General features: G+C 72.3%; 20 protein-coding genes. 16 read left to right on the forward strand and 4 right to left on the reverse strand.

What is annotated here, in order from left to right; all coding sequences use genetic code 11:
- Positions 1-451 precede the first annotated feature (451 nt).
- On the reverse strand, positions 452-1,621 hold the full coding sequence (locus ABIA33_RS08860; RefSeq protein WP_370078984.1) for an NYN domain-containing protein: 1,170 nt from the start codon (positions 1,619-1,621) through the stop codon (positions 452-454).
- A gap of 191 nt (positions 1,622-1,812) precedes the next feature.
- Between ABIA33_RS08860 and ABIA33_RS08865 the strand changes: the two genes are divergently transcribed.
- Positions 1,813-2,571, forward strand: coding sequence for a hypothetical protein (locus ABIA33_RS08865; RefSeq protein ID WP_370078986.1), 759 nt, complete (start codon positions 1,813-1,815; stop codon positions 2,569-2,571).
- A gap of 47 nt (positions 2,572-2,618) precedes the next feature.
- Here ABIA33_RS08865 and ABIA33_RS08870 read toward each other — a convergent pair whose 3' ends face one another.
- Positions 2,619-3,329: an LON peptidase substrate-binding domain-containing protein gene (locus tag ABIA33_RS08870; RefSeq protein WP_370078988.1), complete on the reverse strand. Its 711-nt coding sequence runs from the start codon at positions 3,327-3,329 to the stop codon at positions 2,619-2,621.
- A 296-nt stretch (positions 3,330-3,625) separates the two neighbouring features.
- Between ABIA33_RS08870 and hisD the strand changes: the two genes are divergently transcribed.
- Genes hisD through hisF form a run of 8 tightly spaced genes read left to right on the forward strand, consistent with a single transcriptional unit; the run spans position 3,626 to position 9,398 of the window.
- The gene (hisD, locus tag ABIA33_RS08875) at positions 3,626-4,933 is read left to right on the forward strand and encodes a histidinol dehydrogenase (protein ID WP_370078990.1); all 1,308 of its coding nucleotides are present in this window, start codon (positions 3,626-3,628) and stop codon (positions 4,931-4,933) included.
- The gene (locus tag ABIA33_RS08880; protein ID WP_370078992.1) at positions 4,930-6,042 is read left to right on the forward strand and encodes a histidinol-phosphate transaminase; all 1,113 of its coding nucleotides are present in this window, start codon (positions 4,930-4,932) and stop codon (positions 6,040-6,042) included. Before hisD ends, ABIA33_RS08880 begins: the two co-directional genes overlap by 4 nt.
- 6 nt (positions 6,043-6,048) lie before the next feature.
- Entirely contained in the window at positions 6,049-6,642 is a 594-nt protein-coding gene (gene hisB / locus ABIA33_RS08885) for an imidazoleglycerol-phosphate dehydratase HisB (protein WP_370078994.1), read from the forward strand.
- A 3-nt stretch (positions 6,643-6,645) separates the two neighbouring features.
- Positions 6,646-6,798, forward strand: a complete 153-nt coding sequence (locus ABIA33_RS08890) for a hypothetical protein (protein WP_370078996.1) — start codon at positions 6,646-6,648, stop codon at positions 6,796-6,798.
- 22 nt (positions 6,799-6,820) lie between these two features.
- Complete coding sequence (hisH, locus tag ABIA33_RS08895) at positions 6,821-7,453, forward strand: imidazole glycerol phosphate synthase subunit HisH (RefSeq protein ID WP_370078998.1); 633 nt, start codon at positions 6,821-6,823, stop codon at positions 7,451-7,453.
- A complete protein-coding gene (priA, locus tag ABIA33_RS08900) occupies positions 7,450-8,178 on the forward strand; it encodes a bifunctional 1-(5-phosphoribosyl)-5-((5-phosphoribosylamino)methylideneamino)imidazole-4-carboxamide isomerase/phosphoribosylanthranilate isomerase PriA (RefSeq protein ID WP_370079000.1) in 729 nt (242 codons plus the stop codon). Before hisH ends, priA begins: the two co-directional genes overlap by 4 nt.
- Before the next feature lie 15 nt (positions 8,179-8,193).
- Complete coding sequence (locus ABIA33_RS08905; RefSeq protein ID WP_370079002.1) at positions 8,194-8,631, forward strand: RidA family protein; 438 nt, start codon at positions 8,194-8,196, stop codon at positions 8,629-8,631.
- Positions 8,628-9,398 (forward strand): imidazole glycerol phosphate synthase subunit HisF, encoded by a 771-nt coding sequence (hisF, locus tag ABIA33_RS08910; protein WP_370079004.1) that lies wholly within the window; start codon positions 8,628-8,630, stop codon positions 9,396-9,398. The genes ABIA33_RS08905 and hisF overlap by 4 nt, the downstream gene beginning before the upstream one ends.
- 11 nt (positions 9,399-9,409) lie before the next feature.
- On the opposite strand, the gene ABIA33_RS08915 is transcribed toward hisF, so the two are convergent.
- Both ABIA33_RS08915 and ABIA33_RS08920 read right to left on the reverse strand, forming a co-directional pair.
- A complete protein-coding gene (locus tag ABIA33_RS08915; protein WP_370079006.1) occupies positions 9,410-10,042 on the reverse strand; it encodes a TIGR03085 family metal-binding protein in 633 nt (210 codons plus the stop codon).
- 26 nt (positions 10,043-10,068) lie between these two features.
- Positions 10,069-10,629, reverse strand: a complete 561-nt coding sequence (locus ABIA33_RS08920; protein WP_370079008.1) for a hypothetical protein — start codon at positions 10,627-10,629, stop codon at positions 10,069-10,071.
- Positions 10,630-10,764: 135 nt separating this feature from the next.
- Here ABIA33_RS08920 and hisI point away from each other — a divergent pair, with 135 nt between their 5' ends.
- The 7 genes from hisI (at position 10,765) to trpM (ending at position 15,296) form a co-directional block, all read left to right on the forward strand.
- Positions 10,765-11,151 (forward strand): phosphoribosyl-AMP cyclohydrolase, encoded by a 387-nt coding sequence (gene hisI / locus ABIA33_RS08925; RefSeq protein WP_370079010.1) that lies wholly within the window; start codon positions 10,765-10,767, stop codon positions 11,149-11,151.
- A gap of 10 nt (positions 11,152-11,161) precedes the next feature.
- Entirely contained in the window at positions 11,162-12,727 is a 1,566-nt protein-coding gene (locus tag ABIA33_RS08930) for an anthranilate synthase component I (protein WP_370079012.1), read from the forward strand.
- On the forward strand, positions 12,724-13,386 hold the full coding sequence (locus ABIA33_RS08935; RefSeq protein WP_370079014.1) for a TIGR02234 family membrane protein: 663 nt from the start codon (positions 12,724-12,726) through the stop codon (positions 13,384-13,386). The genes ABIA33_RS08930 and ABIA33_RS08935 overlap by 4 nt, the downstream gene beginning before the upstream one ends.
- Positions 13,387-13,473: 87 nt before the next feature.
- Positions 13,474-13,728 carry an HGxxPAAW family protein gene (locus ABIA33_RS08940; RefSeq protein ID WP_370079016.1) on the forward strand — a complete coding sequence of 85 codons (255 nt, stop codon included), beginning with the start codon at positions 13,474-13,476 and terminating at the stop codon, positions 13,726-13,728.
- Positions 13,729-13,751: 23 nt separating this feature from the next.
- Positions 13,752-14,183: a DUF2752 domain-containing protein gene (locus tag ABIA33_RS08945; RefSeq protein WP_370079018.1), complete on the forward strand. Its 432-nt coding sequence runs from the start codon at positions 13,752-13,754 to the stop codon at positions 14,181-14,183.
- 133 nt (positions 14,184-14,316) lie between these two features.
- Positions 14,317-15,132, forward strand: coding sequence for an indole-3-glycerol phosphate synthase TrpC (gene trpC / locus ABIA33_RS08950; protein WP_370079020.1), 816 nt, complete (start codon positions 14,317-14,319; stop codon positions 15,130-15,132).
- Positions 15,129-15,296: a tryptophan biosynthesis modulator TrpM gene (gene trpM, locus ABIA33_RS08955; protein ID WP_370079080.1), complete on the forward strand. Its 168-nt coding sequence runs from the start codon at positions 15,129-15,131 to the stop codon at positions 15,294-15,296. Before trpC ends, trpM begins: the two co-directional genes overlap by 4 nt.
- The last annotated feature ends 42 nt before the right edge of the window (positions 15,297-15,338 follow it).

The raw sequence follows: 15,338 nt of genomic DNA on the forward strand, positions 1-15,338 counted from the left end.
GTAGCTCCGCTACAAGGGCGTCCCGGCGCCTTGCAATCGGAGGCGCCAGACGGCCGGCGCCCGCGCGGCGGAGCCGCTCAAGTCTCCGCCGACGGCCATCGGCCCCCAGGTCGTTCGTTTCCACGTGCTCCCTGCCAGTCCGTACCGACAGGCGACGACTGTACGCCGCGCAGGTGCGTACAAAGGGCGCGGGGTGCCCCGCGGTCGCCGGGGCTGCCCGGAAGAGTGACCAGCTTAGACCGACCGGCAAATGGTGGCTGGATGAAGGAGCGGGGCGAGGGTCGGGAGGGGGCGCGAAGCGCTTCCCTTGGGGGTGGTGGTCGGGCGACGGGCGGGGGGTGCCGAGGAGGGAGTCGATGCGGAGCATCGGTCGACTGACGAGAAGCCGTCCAGGCGAGAGCCATCGCCCCGCGACGCCAGCCACCATTTGCCGGTCGGTCTTACCTGCGGGTCAGTCCAGCGTGAGGGCTTCGCCGCCGGGGACGCGGGTGGCGAGCTCGCGCCAGAAGCCGGCCCTGATGGCGTAGCGGTCGTGCTCGTCGATCTGGTCGTCCTTGTGGGCGAGCAGCCCGAAGCGCGCGGCGTAGCGCAGCAGCTCGCCGTCGATCCGGTGCGGCACGCGGGGGTAGTCGGTCCACAGGCCGACGAGCCGTCCGGGGTCGCCCAGCCGCTCGGTCCAGCGACGGGCGAAGACCTGGCCGACCTCGGTGGGGTCGCCGCCGACGGTGGTGATGTCCTCCTCGCGGTCGGCCCACTTCTGCTCGGCGGTGGTGAGCTGGGTGAGGGTGGGGATGGTGTCGGAGGGGCTGCTGCCCTCGCCCTGGCGCTCCACCAGGCCGCGGTCGGAGGACCAGCGCAGCAGCGAGGGCGCGGGCGGTACGGCGGCCGGGCGGGCGGAGGCGATCCCGGCGGCGATCTCCTTGGGGGTGGGCACCTTCGACGCGGGTTTGGCCGCGGCCACCGACGCGGTGACCAGTTCCTCGGGCGTGTCGGGAACGGTGGCGGGCTGGGAGGCGGAGAGGATCTTGGCGAACTCGGGGTGGGTCTCGGTGGGCGGGCAGGGCAGCGGAGCCTCGCGCACCTGCACCGAACGGGTGATCCACTCGCGGTCCAGCACCCGCCGCTCGTCGGCCTCCGCGACCAGGTCCTCGGACTGGTTGAAGTCACCGTCGGCAGCCTGGACCGCCCAGAGGTGCACGGCCACGCCGTAGTCCTTGGCGGCCATCATGCCCGGCAGCAGGTCGCCGTCGCCGGTGACCAGGACCACGTCGGCGCAGGCCCGGTTGCGGGCCAGCTCGGACAGCTCGGCGTGCATCGCCGCGTCCACGCCCTTCTGCACCAGGCGGCCCTCGGCGCGGGTCAGCGCGCCCAGGCGTACGGTCACCCTCGGCATCACCCGCAGGCGCCGGTGCTCCGGCATGGGCCTGCGGTCGGGCGCGGCGTCGAACCAGTAGATGCGGAGCAGCGGCAGCCCGGTCTCCGCCTCGGCGCGTTCGCGCAGCTGCCGGATCAGCTCGCTGTGCTCGATCGTGATCCGGGATCGGGAGCTCTCCCCGGCGAGCAGGCTCGCGGCGGCTCCGAGCAGGTATCCGGCATCCACCAGGACGACACAGCGGTCCACGTCCAACACCTCTTCCTCAGCCCGACCGGCGTTTGGGCGGCAGTGGAGGAGTGACCGGCCGCGCTGTTCCGGAGCCCATACCCAACCGGAACGCAGCGTATCCGAGTATCCGACCAGTCGGTCGGTACCTCGCGCTGGACGCGCGGGTGACAATGGGGTCTGTCCGCGAGCCGAGCAGGTGCTGGGAGATCATGCGTAGAAGGTCAGTGCTCCTGCTGGTGTCCGGGGTTCTCGCGGTCGGCGGCATCCTGCTTCCGTCGATCCAGGAGCAGCAGTCCACCGGTGACACCAGGATCACCGGCGTCGTGGTCAACGGCGGTCACCCGATCGTGCTCGGGCCCTCCGACAGTGCCGCCTTCTCCTTCAGCGTGACCGCCGAGGACAACTCGGGGATCAGTTCGGTGGACTCGGTCGGCCTGTGGGGTTCCAACTACGCGGTGCGACCGGCCAGCCCGACGCAGTGCACGGCGAAGTCCGCGACGGTGTCCGTGTGCACCGGCACGGCCTCCGTCGACGTCGCCAAGAAGCAGATCTTCGACAACATGGCCGGCGTCTGGTACCTGCAGGCCACCGCGCACGGCCGCGACGGCGATCGGCGCCAGGAGGACAAGGCGGGTACCTTCTCGGTGCTCAAAGCCGGGCAGCTGGCCAACTTCGGCTCCCCGCAGACCGCGACGAAGGGCGAGCTGATCACCATCAACGGTGCGCTGCAGCAGCCCGACTGGCGCTCGCAGACCTGGGTGCCCAACCCGGGCCAGAAGGTCACCCTGGAGTTCTGCGCGAAGGGCTGCAGGACCCCGAAAGCCGTGGCTCAGGTCTCCTCGGACGGGCAGGGCCAGCTCACCGCCGAGGTGCGGGCGACGGGCACCGGCACCTACTCCTGGGTCTATCCGGGGACGTACTGGGCGGCTCCGGTCCAGTCCTCGCCGGCCCAGGTCACGGTCTCCTGACCGGAGCCGTTCCGCCGGAGGCTGTTCGGTGGCGCAGGTCAGTCAGGTCAGTTGGGGTTGAAGGCCTGCCGGGTCAGTTCCACGGCCGGCAGCGAGGGCAGCTTCGCCAGCACCGCGTTCTCGCGGCGCAGCAGGGCGAGCTCGGCCGTGAGCCGTTCGACGGCCGTGTCCGCCGCGAGCAGCCGCTGCTTGTCGGTGGTGTCGAACACGGACGCGGCGGCGACCAGGTACGAGAGCACCATCGGGTCGTCCGGGAGGTCCTGCAGCCCGGTCACTGTGCTCTCGCGGGCGCCGGCGAGGCGCTTCTGGTAGGCGCGGAACACCCGCTCGACGGCGGCGGCCAGCATCGTGGCCTCCGCCCCCAACTCCTCGGGCACGCGCTCGACCTCGGCGGTGAGGTAGGGGCCGGTGGCGTCGAAGGACTGCACCCGGAAGCGGGTGGTGCCGGTCGCGATCAGGTCGTAGCCGCCGTCCTTGCGCGACTCGACGGAGGCGATCTCCGCGACGCAGCCCAGGTCGAACAGCGAGTGCGCCGCGTCGGAGCCCAGCCCGGCGAGAGCCTGGTTCCCCCCGTCCTGTCCGGTCGGGGCGACGTCGCGGCCGTCGCGGATCGCGACGACGCCGAAGCGGTAGGGCTCGGGTCCCGACACGAGGTCGGCGACGAGACGGCGGTAGCGCTCCTCGAAGACGTTCAAGGGCAGCACCAGGCCGGGATAGAGCACTGTGCCCAGGGGAAAGAGGGGGAGCCGTTCCGTCACGAGCGCAAGAGTACGGGTCGGCGGCGTCCGCGTGTCCAGCGCTATACCGGCCACCACTGGGGGGTGCCCGTACCGGGTCGCGCTCGTGGCAGCTTGCCGATACGGGCGAACAGGGGGTGCGGCGTGAGGGGGGCACCCCCGGACGAAGTCCGGGGGTGCCGAACTCGCGAGTGGGCCTCCGGGGGTCAGCGTGTCAGTGCTGCGGGTCCGGGGCCAGCCGGCGGGCGCCGAACGGGGGCGTCCCAAGACTTGGTACAGCGGGACGGTGGTTTCGGCTGCTCCGTAGACTGGGCCGTGTGATTTCGCGAATCGACCTCAGAGGCTCCACCGACGACCCGCGCGCCGTTCTGCCCCGCGCCGAGCTCGACGTCGAGGCCGCACTCGAGCGGGTGCGGCCGATCTGCGAGGACGTGCGCCATCGTGGCGTCGAGGCGCTGATAGAGATCACCGAGCGTTTCGACGGGGTGCGGATCACCGACATCCGGGTGCCCAGGGCGGCCGTCGACGCCGCACTGGAGCAGCTGGACCCGGAGGTCCGAGCCGCGCTGGAGGAGTCGATCCGCCGCGCCCGCCTGGTCCACCGCGACCAGCGCCGCACCGACCACACCACCCAGGTCGTCCCCGGCGGCAGCGTCACCGAGCGCTGGGTGCCGGTCGACCGGGTCGGCCTCTACGTGCCGGGCGGTCTCGCGCCGCTGGCCTCGTCCGTGGTCATGAACGTCGTCCCGGCGCAGGAGGCCGGAGTGCCCAGCCTGGCGCTGGCCTCCCCGCCGCAGAAAGAGCACGGCGGCCTCCCGCACCCGACCATCCTGGCCGCCTGCGCGCTGCTCGGCGTGTACGAGGTCTATGCCGTGGGCGGTGCCCAGGCCATCGCCATGTTCGCCTACGGCGCGGGGGAGTGTGCCCAGGTCAACCTGGTCACCGGACCCGGCAACATCTATGTCGCCGCCGCCAAGCGCCTGCTCAAGGGCCGGATCGGGATCGACGCCGAGGCCGGAACCACCGAGATCGCGGTCCTCGCCGACGACACCGCCGACCCGCGCCACGTCGCCGCCGACCTGATCAGCCAGGCCGAGCACGACCCCAACGCCGCCTCGATCCTGGTCACCGACTCCCTCGCGCTCGCCGAGGCGGTCGAGGGCGAGCTGAAGACGCAGGTCGCCGCGACCCGGCACGAGGCCCGGGTCCGCGAGGCACTGGCCGGCAAGCAGTCAGGGATCATCCTGGTCGACTCTGTCGACCAGGGCCTGGACGTGGTGAACGCCTACGCCGCCGAGCACCTGGAGATCCAGACCGCCGACGCCGCCGCCGTCGCCGCCCGGGTCCGCAACGCGGGCGCGATCTTCGTCGGCGCCTACGCCCCGGTGTCGCTCGGCGACTACGTGGCGGGCTCCAACCACGTGCTGCCGACCGGTGGTTGCGCCTGCCACTCCTCCGGCCTGAGCGTGCAGACCTTCCTCCGCGGCATCCACGTCGTCGACTACACCCGCGACGCCCTCGCCGACGTGGCCAAACACGTCGTCACCTTCGCCAACGCCGAGGACCTGCCCGGACACGGCGACGCCGTGCGCGCGCGATTCGATTGGACGGTTCCCAACGGATGAGGATCGACGACCTTCCCGTCCGCGACGAGCTCAGGGGCAAGTCACCGTACGGAGCGCCGCAGCTCGACGTGCCGGTCCTGCTCAACACCAACGAGAACCCCTACCCGCTGCCCGAGCCGCTGGTGCGGCGGATCGCCGAGCGCGTCGCCGAGGCGGCCCGGAACCTCAACCGCTACCCGGACCGGGACGCGGTCGAGCTGCGCGACGGCCTGGCCGGGTACCTGACCCGGGCCACCGGGCACACCGTCGGCCGCGCCAACGTGTGGGCCGCCAACGGCTCCAACGAGATCCTGCAGCAGCTGCTGCAGACCTTCGGCGGTCCCGGCCGCAGTGCGCTCGGCTTCGCGCCGACGTACCAGATGCACGACCTGATCGCCCGGGGCACCGGCACCGCGTGGATCTCCGGGCCGCGCAACGACGACTTCACCATCGACCTGGACGCGGCCCGTGCCGTCATCGCCGCGGAACGCCCGGACGTGCTGTTCGTCTGCTCGCCCAACAACCCCACCGGCACCGCCGTCGACCGCGACACCGTCCTCGCCCTGTACCAGGCCGCGCAGGCGGTCAAGCCGACCGTGGTGATCATCGACGAGGCGTACGGCGAGTTCTCGCACCAGCCTTCGCTGCTGCCGCTCACCGAGGGCCGTCCGCTGCTGGTGGTCACCCGCACCATGTCCAAGGCGTTCGGCGCCGCGGGCCTGCGGCTCGGCTACCTGGCCGCGGACCCGGCGGTGGTGGACGCGGTCCAGCTGGTCCGGCTGCCGTACCACCTCTCGTCCGTCACCCAGGCCACCGCGCTGGCCGCGCTGGAGTTCACCGACACCCTGCTCGGCTACGTCGACATCCTCAAGGCCGAGCGCGACCGCCTGGTCACCGAGCTGCGGGCGATGGGCCTGCGGGTCACCGACTCCGACGCCAACTTCGTCCAGTTCGGGCACTTCGACGACGCCCACGCGGTGTGGCAGTCGATCCTTGACCACGGGGTGCTGGTCCGTGACAACGGCGTCCCGGGGTGGCTGCGCGTCACTGCCGGAACCCCGGCCGAGAACGACGCCTTCCTCGACGCCGTCCGCAGCGTCGTCAAAGACGCTGGAACCAAGGAGCTGTAACCCTTCATGACCCGCATCGGGCGCATCGAGCGCACCACCAAGGAGACCTCCGTCAAGGTCGAGATCGACCTCGACGGCAAGGGCAGGACCGACATCAGCACCGGCGTCGGCTTCTACGACCACATGCTGGACCAGCTCGGCCGGCACGGTCTCTTCGACCTCACCGTCAAGACCGACGGCGACCTGCACATCGACACCCACCACACCATCGAGGACACCGCCCTCGCGCTGGGCGCCGCGTTCAAGCAGGCGCTGGGCGACAAGGTCGGCATCTACCGCTTCGGCAACTGCACCGTGCCGCTGGACGAGTCGCTCGCCCAGGTCACCGTGGACCTCTCCGGCCGCCCCTACCTGGTGCACACCGAGCCGGAGAGCATGGCCCCCATGATCGGGACCTACGACACCACCATGACCCGGCACATACTGGAGTCGTTCGTGGCCCAGGCGCAGATCGCCCTGCATGTGCACGTACCGTATGGACGCAATGCCCACCACATTGTCGAGTGCCAGTTCAAGGCGCTCGCCCGGGCGCTGCGGTACGCCAGCGAGCTGGACCCGCGCGCGGCCGGGATCCTCCCCTCGACCAAGGGTGCGCTGTAACCGATGAACACCTCCACCATCGTCTTCATCTTCCTCGGCCTCTTCCTGCTCGGCGGCGTCATCTCGTTCTGGAAGCAGAAGCTGCCCAAGGGCGTCATCCTGCTGCTCGCCCTCGGCTCCGGCATGTGCCTGGCCACCGGGCTGATGCGGCTCTAGCTCCAACGAAAGGTCGACTCTGATGGCGAAGCGCGTGGTCGTCCTCGACTACGGCTCGGGCAACCTCCGCTCCGCTCAACGCGCCCTGGAGCGCGTCGGCGCGGAGGTCGAGGTCACCTCGGACTTCCGCACCGCGCTGGAGGCCGACGGGCTGCTCGTCCCCGGCGTCGGCGCCTTCGCCGCCTGCATGGAGGGGCTCAGGGCCGTGCGCGGCGAGCGCGTCATCGGGCGCCGACTCTCCGGCGGCCGCCCGGTGCTCGGGATCTGCGTGGGGATGCAGATCCTCTTCGCCCGCGGCGTCGAGCACGGCATCGAGACCGAGGGCTGCGACGAGTGGCCCGGCACGGTCGAGCCGCTGCAGGCCCCGATCGTCCCCCACATGGGCTGGAACACGGTCAAGGCCCCGGCGGAGAGCACCCTCTTCGCCGGCCTGGACGAGGACGCCCGCTACTACTTCGTCCACTCCTACGCCGTCCGGCACTGGGAGCTGCCGCCCATCGAGCAGCTGCGTCCGCCGCTGGTCACCTGGGCCGAGCACGGCGAGCCGTTCGTCGCCGCCGTCGAGAACGGCCCGCTGGCCGCCACGCAGTTCCACCCCGAGAAGTCCGGCGACGCCGGCGCGACCCTGCTGAAGAACTGGATCGACTCGCTGTGAGCACTGACCGCCTCGTCCTGCTGCCCGCCGTCGACGTCCGCGACGGCCAGGCCGTACGCCTGGTCAAGGGCGCCTCCGGCTCCGAGACCTCCTACGGCGAGCCGCTGGCCGCCGCCCTGGCCTGGCAGCAGGCCGGCGCCGAGTGGATCCATCTGGTCGACCTGGACGCCGCCTTCGGCACCGGCGACAACCGGGCGCTGCTCGCCGAGGTCACCGGCCGCCTCGACGTCAAGGTCGAGCTGTCCGGCGGCATCCGCGACGACGACTCGCTGCGCGCCGCCCTCGCCACCGGCTGCGCCCGGGTCAACCTCGGCACCGCCGCCCTGGAGTCCCCGGACTGGGTCGCCAAGGCCATCGCCGAGTACGGCGACCGCATCGCGGTCGGCCTCGACGTCGTCGGCACCACCCTGCGCGGCCGCGGCTGGACCAGCGAGGGCGGCGACCTCTACGAGGCGCTGGCCCGCCTCGACGCCGAGGGCTGCGCCCGCTACGTGGTCACCGACGTCGACAAGGACGGCACGCTCAGCGGCCCCAACCTGGAGCTGCTGCGCAACGTCTGCGCCGCCACCGATCGGGCCGTGGTCGCCAGCGGCGGTGTGTCCTCGCTGCAGGACCTGCGCGACATCGCCACACTCGTCGCGCAGGGTGTGGAGGGCGCGATCGTGGGCAAGGCCCTCTACGCTCAGGCATTCACCCTCGAAGAGGCGCTGGCGACAGTCGCCTAAGGAGATGACCACGGCATGACCGATCGTGAGGCGACGCAGCGTCAGGCAGTGCCCCCGGTACGGGTCAACGGCTACAGCCCCTGGGAGGACCAGTTCGGTTTCTCCCGGGCTGTGGCCGTGGGCGACTTCGTGCTCGTTTCGGGGTGCACCGCCTGGGACGACGGCCGCGTCCGCTTCGAGGGCTCGCCGTACGACCAGGCCCGCACCGCCTTCGGCGTGGCCCTGGACGCCCTCTCCCAGTTCGGCCTGACCGCCGCCGACGTGGTCCGCACCCGGATGTACGTCACCCACGCCCGCGACGTCGACGACGTCGGCCGGGTCCACAAGGAACTCTTCGACTCGGTCCGGCCCGCCGCCACCCTCGTCGTGGTCAGCGCACTGCTCGACTCCCGGATGGCCGTGGAGGTCGAGGTCGAGGCCTACCGCAAAGACAGCTTGGAGCCCACCGCATGACCCTCGCCGTTCGCGTCATCCCCTGCCTGGACGTCGACGCCGGGCGGGTGGTCAAAGGCGTCAACTTCCAGAACCTCCGTGACGCGGGCGACCCGGTCGAGATGGCCAAGCTCTACGACGCCGAGGGCGCCGACGAGCTCACCTTCCTCGACATCACCGCCTCCTCCGGCGACCGGGAGACCACCTACGACGTGGTGCGCCGCACCGCTGAGCAGGTGTTCATCCCGCTCACCGTGGGCGGCGGCGTGCGCGAGGTCGAGGACGTGAACCGGCTGCTGCGCGCGGGCGCGGACAAGGTCGGCGTCAACACCGCCGCCATCGCCCGCCCGGAACTGCTGCGCGAGATCGCCCAGCGCTTCGGCCGCCAGGTGCTGGTGCTCTCGGTCGACGCCCGCCGGGTGCAGCAGGGCACCGAGACCGCGTCCGGATTCGAGGTCACCACCCACGGCGGCCGGCAGGGCACCGGACTGGACGCCGTCGAATGGGCCGAGCGGGCGGCGGAACTGGGCGCGGGCGAGATCCTACTCAACTCCATGGACGCCGACGGCACCAAGGACGGCTACGACCTGGAGCTGCTGCGCGCGGTCCGCAAGCAGGTCGGTATCCCGGTGATCGCCAGCGGCGGCGCGGGGAAGCTGGCGGACTTCGCGCCCGCCGTCGAGGCGGGCGCGGACGCGGTCCTGGCGGCGAGCGTGTTCCACTTCGGCGACCTGCGCATCGGCGAGGTCAAGCAGGCGCTGCGGGCCGCCGGGCACCCCGTGCGCTAGCGGCCCCGCTGCTACGTCCCCAGCTCCGCGGTCTGCACCTTGGCGATCGCTTCCTTCTCGCCCGCCAGCTCCACGTCGGCCTTGGCCTGCCGTCCGGTGACGAACAGCAGCAGCTCGCCGGGCTCGCCGGTCACGGTGACGACGGGGGAGCCCTTGCGGGCCACGACGGTCTGGCCGTCGGGGCGGCGCAGCACCAGGCCGGTTGGCGAGCGGCGGCCGGACAGCCAGGCCATCCGGCCGAGCCGGCTCCAGAGTTCGTCGGCGAACTCGGCGTCCAGGACGCGCGGCCCCAGATCGGGCTGGGCCCGGCGGACGTCCTCGCCGTGCACGAAGTACTCCACGACATTGCTCGCAGCGTCAGCGCCGGGGATCCCGAACAGCGACAGTTTCGGCGGGCCGGTGCGGATCAGCTCCAGCAGTTCCTCGTAGGGCTTGGCCGCGTACTCGCCCTGCACCTTGGCGAGCCGCGCCGCCAGCGGCTTGACGAGGATGCCGCCGGCGGCGTCGGGACGGCGCTCGCGGACGACGAGGTGGGCGGCGAGCTCCCGCGTGGTCCAGCCCTCGCAGAGGGTGGGGGCGTCGGGGCCGACGCTCTCCAACAGGTCCACCAGTAGCAGGCGCTCGCGTCGCGCGGAGTTCGGCATGACGACAGGGTACGGCTGATGGGCTGTCATCGCAGGGGAGCGGTGAGCTTGCTGTCGCGGTCGCCGATGTCGAGCGCGCAGGTGAGGGTGCGTACGCCGGATCTGTACGAGGCCAGGTCGGGGAACAGCGAGTACTCGTTCAGCACCTTGGTCATGCCGCTGGGCTGACGGCTGTCCACCGGCCCGGCGACGGGCCCGCAGAGGCTGAGCGCCTTGCGCTGGATGTCGACGTCGGAGACCAGACCGGCGGGTAGCGTGGCCAGGCCGATCACCTGGGCGTCGTGCGGCTGCCGGCAGTCGCGTTTGCTGAGGCGGGTGATCCCCGGCGTCTTGTTGGGCTCGCTGAAGCAGTCGCCGGCCTGCAGGCTGATCCAGCTGAAGGTGTTCGGGACTGCGCTCGGTGTCGGTGTCGGGGTCGCGGGGGCCGACCGGACCGTCCGGGGCGTTGCGCTGCCGGGTGCCGCGTCGGACGCGTTCGGCTTGCGGTTCCCGCCTCCGCCCAGGGTCACAGCCAGGACCACGGCCACGGCCAGGACCAGGCCGACTCCGGCGACCGCGACGGCCACCCGGCTCCGTGAGGTGTTCATGCGGTACAGGATGCCCGGGCGGTACCGGCCGAAGCCCTCTCCGTGCCAGATCTTGAGACACCGTCAGCCGGAATTTCCGGTATTGGGATGATATGCATTGAAGGATCGGGTGCCGTTCTTGGCACAATGGGTGGCATGTCTGAAACCCCCGCCACCCCGGGCACCACCGCTCTCGACCCCGCGGTCGCCGCCCGCCTCAAGCGCGACCCCCAGGGCCTGGTCCCCGCTGTCGCGCAGCAGTACGACACCGGTGAAGTGCTGATGCTGGGGTGGATGGACGACGAGGCCCTGCACCGCACCCTCACCACCGGCCGCTGCACCTACTGGTCCCGCAGCCGCCGCGAGTACTGGGTCAAGGGCGACACCTCGGGCAACGTCCAGCGGGTGAAGTCCGTGGCTCTCGACTGCGACGGCGACACCGTACTGGTCAAGGTCGAGCAGATCGGCGCCGCCTGCCACACCGGCGACCGCACCTGTTTTGACGCAGGGGAGTTGGCCCTCGGCACGGTCACCGAGAAGTAGGCTCCCGACCATGACCACCGGCACCGTCACCCCCGACCTCGAGACCTTCCGCAAGCTCGCCGTCGACCGCCGGGTCATCCCGGTCACCCGGCGGCTCCTCGCGGACGGCGACACTCCCGTCGGCCTGTACCGCAAGCTCGCCGCCGAGCGCCCCGACACCTTTCTGCTCGAGTCCGCCGAGCAGGGCCGCTCCTGGTCCCGCTACTCCTTCGTCGGCGTCCGCTGCAGCGCCGCCCTCAGCGTCGACGCCGAGGGCGGGGCCCACTGGATCGGCACGCCCCCCGTCGGTGTCCCCACCTCGGGTGACCCCCTGCAGGTCCTGCGCGCCACCGTCGAGGCCCTGCACACGCCCCGTGACCTGCACCGCGACGGGGAACTGCCGCCGTTCACCGGCGGCATGGTCGGCTACCTCGGCTACGACGTGGTCCGCCGCCTGGAGAAGATCCCCACGATCGCCCCGGACGACCTCGGACTGCCCGAGCTCACCATGCTGCTCGCCACCGACCTCGCCGCCCTCGACCACGCCAGCGGCACCGTCCTACTGATCGCCAACGCGGTCAACCACGACGACCGCTCCACCGGCGTGGACGCCGCCTACGCCGACGCGGTCGCCCGCCTGGACGCGATGACCGCCGACCTGGCCCGGCCGGTCGACGCCGGCGCGGCCGTGTTCAGCCCGGTCGCGGCGGTCGAGGCCGTCTCCCCGTTCGGCGGCGCCCCGTACCGGGCCGCCGTGGAGGAGGTCAAGGAGCGGATCCGCGCCGGGGAGGCCTTCCAGGTCGTCCCCTCGCAGCGCTTCGAGGTCCCCTGCCCGGCCAGCTCCCTCGACGTCTACCGCGTTCTGCGCGCGACCAACCCCAGCCCCTACATGTACCTCTTCCGGTTCGCGGGCACCGCTGACGCGGCAGCCTTCGACGTCGTCGGCTCCAGCCCCGAGGCCTTGGTCAAGGTCGAGGACGGCCGCGCCATGGTCCACCCCATCGCCGGGACCCGGCACCGCGGCGCCACCCCCGAGGAGGACGCCGACCTGGCGGCCGAGCTGCTCGCCGACCCCAAGGAGCGGGCCGAGCACCTGATGCTGGTCGACCTCGGGCGCAACGACCTCGGCCGGGTCTGCGCGCCCGGCAGCGTCGAGGTCGTGGAGTTCATGACCGTCGAGCGCTACAGCCACGTCATGCACATCGTCTCCACCGTCACCGGCCAGGTCGCCGAGGACCGCACCGCCTTCGACGTCCTCACCGCCTGCTTCCCCGCGGGGACGCTCTCCGGTGCGCCCAAACCCCGCGCCATGCAGATCATCGAGGAGCTCGAGCCCACCCGGCGCGGCCTCTACGGCGGCTGCGTCGGCTACCTCGACTTCGCCGGGGACTCCGACACCGCGATCGCCATCCGCACCGCGTTGATCCGCGACGGCAGGGCGTACGTCCAGGCGGGCGCGGGCGTCGTCGCCGACTCCGTCCCGGTGAGTGAGGACGCCGAGTGCCGCAACAAGGCGGCGGCGGTGCTGCGTGCGGTCGCCACCGCGAGCACCCTGCGTCCGGCGGACTCCGGCGTGCAGGGCACACTGGAGCGGTGACCGCTCTGCCCCAGCCCCGGACCGAACAGCCCGCCGAAGCCACGGCTCCCGCCGCGACCGTGGCCGAGCGGGCGAGGACCGACCGCCGCAGCCTCGCGCTGATGCTGCTGCTCACCATCCTCGGCGCGGCCGTCGTCCTGCTCGCCGCGGGCCGGACCTGGGCGCGGGGCAGCGTCGCCTTCCAGTCGACGACGATCCACGTCGGCGTCAGCGGCTCCGAGACCAGCGGCCTGCCCGGAGCGCTGGCCCTGGTCGGGCTGGCCGCCGCGGTCGCGGTCTTCGCCGTGCGCGGCGCGGCACGCCGCGCCGTGGGCGTGCTGCTGGCCCTGGCCGGCAGCGGGGTGGTCGCGTCGGCCCTGCTCGCCGCCACCGGCACCGCGGCTCTGGACGGCAGGGCCGCCCGCGCGGTGGGCCTCACCCAGGCCGCCGCCGCGGACGTCAGCCACAGCGCCTGGCCCTGGATCGCCGCCGTCGGGGGAGTACTGCTCCTGCTCGCCGGTCTGCTGGTGGTCGCCCGGGGCCGGGACTGGCCGGGCATGTCCTCCCGCTACGAGGCCCCCGGGGCGGGCGCCACCGGGAAGCGGCACGCCGCGCCGGGCCCGGAGACCCCCGCGGACCTGTGGAAGGCCATGGACCGGGGTGAGGACCCGACCACGTAGGCGTGAGTTGGGCCACCCTGTACGACGTCGCCCTCCGCCGTACGGAACAATGGGTGCCGAGAGCTAACGTGCAACCTAGGAGCAACAATGTCGGGTAGTGCCCACGGACACACCACCGCCGCCTGGACCGGCGTGTCGATCTGCTTCCTCGGCTTCATGGTCGCCGGTGTGGCCATGGTCGTCCCCAGCCCCGTGCTGGTCGTAGTCGGCCTGGTCGTGGCGGCTGTCGGACCGATCGTCGGCAAGGCCATGTCGGTGGCCGGCTTCGGCAAGAAGCCCCATGTGACGCCGGCTGTCAGCACCGCGACGAAGACCCCGGTCGCTTCCGGCGTCGCTTCCTGACACCGCCCCCGGCAGGGGCCACCGTGGCACCGCAACCCGCCAGGACGCTCACCGCGCCGGCGGTCGCCTTCGCGGCCGTCGCCGCGGCCACGGCGTACGTCGGCACGGTGGACCCCAACCGTCCCGGCCACTACCCGGTCTGCCCGTTCCTGCGGCTCACCGGCTGGTGGTGTCCGGCCTGCGGCGGGCTGCGCTCTGTACACGCGCTGACCCGGGGTGATCTTCCCGCCGCCCTGCACGACAACCTGCTCGTCGTGGTGTCGTGCACGGTGGCCGGGCTGCTGTGGCTCCGCTGGACGTACCGCGCGGCGCGCGGGCTGCGGACCCCCGTCGCCGGCCCCGGCCGGACCTGGCTGTGGGTGCTGATCGCGGGACTGGTCGCCTTCACCGTCCTGCGCAACCTGCCGGTCGGGTCGTTCATGGCCCCGCCGGCCGTCCCGCTGTCTGCGCCGTGACCAGCACCGTCGTGTCCGGTGGGCGAGACCGTGCGGGCTTCGATGCAGGCTGTGGTGGTCGCTGCGGATACCATCGATCTGGCAGCCCGCATGTCGAAGCTGTCCATCCACACCTGAGAAGGGGGCGTCCCGCGTGAGCGAGAGCGTGCTCGACGAGATCATCGCCGGTGTCCGTGAGGACCTCGCGGAGCGCCAGAGCCGGGTGTCCCTGGAGGAGCTCAAGGAGCTCGCGGCCCGCGCGCCTCAGGCCAAGGACGGGGTCGCCGCGCTGCGCGGGGACAGTGTCCGGGTGATCTGCGAGGTGAAGCGCTCCAGCCCGTCCAAGGGCGCGCTCGCCGCCATCGCCGACCCGGCCGCGCTCGCCGCCGACTACGCCGCGGGCGGCGCCGCCGCCATCTCCGTGCTCACCGAGGAGCGCCGCTTCGGCGGTTCGCTCGCCGACCTCAGGGCGGTCCGCGCGGCGGTCGACACCCCACTGCTGCGCAAGGACTTCATCGTCACCGCCTACCAGCTGTGGGAGGCCCGCGCCTACGGCGCCGACCTGGCCCTGCTGATCGTCGCCGCACTCGACCAGCCCGCGCTGGTCTCGCTGATCGAGCGGGCGGAGTCCATCGGGCTCACCCCGCTGGTCGAGGTGCACGACGAGGAGGAGGTCGAGCGCGCGGTCGACGCCGGCGCCCGCATCATCGGCGTGAACGCCCGCAACCTGAAGACCCTCAAGGTCGACCGGGACACCTTCGCCAACGTGGCCCCCTCCATCCCGGCGCACATTGTGAAGATCGCCGAGTCCGGGGTGCGCGGCCCGCACGACCTGATCGCGTACGCCAACGAGGGCGCCGACGCGGTCCTCGTCGGCGAGTCCCTGGTGACCGGCCGCGACCCCAAGGCGGCCGTGGCCGACCTGGTCGCCGCCGGCGCCCACCCGGCCATCCGCCACAGCCGGGGCTGACCGGTACCCTCATGGCCATGTCCGCCCGCCTCCAGCCCGGTTGCCGTCCGCGCGGCTGCCGCGCGCCCGCGCGCCGGGTGCTCGGGCGGCGCGTGCGCTACGTGATCGGTGCCGAGCCCGGCCAGGTGCCCGGGCGTCGATGGCAGGGCTGCGGCGACCGCTGAGGTCGCCCCTTCGCGCCAACCCATCGGCCCACACATCTGAGG

This window comes from Streptacidiphilus sp. MAP12-16 (assembly GCF_041262165.1).
Classification (GTDB): Bacteria; Actinomycetota; Actinomycetes; order Streptomycetales; family Streptomycetaceae; genus Streptacidiphilus.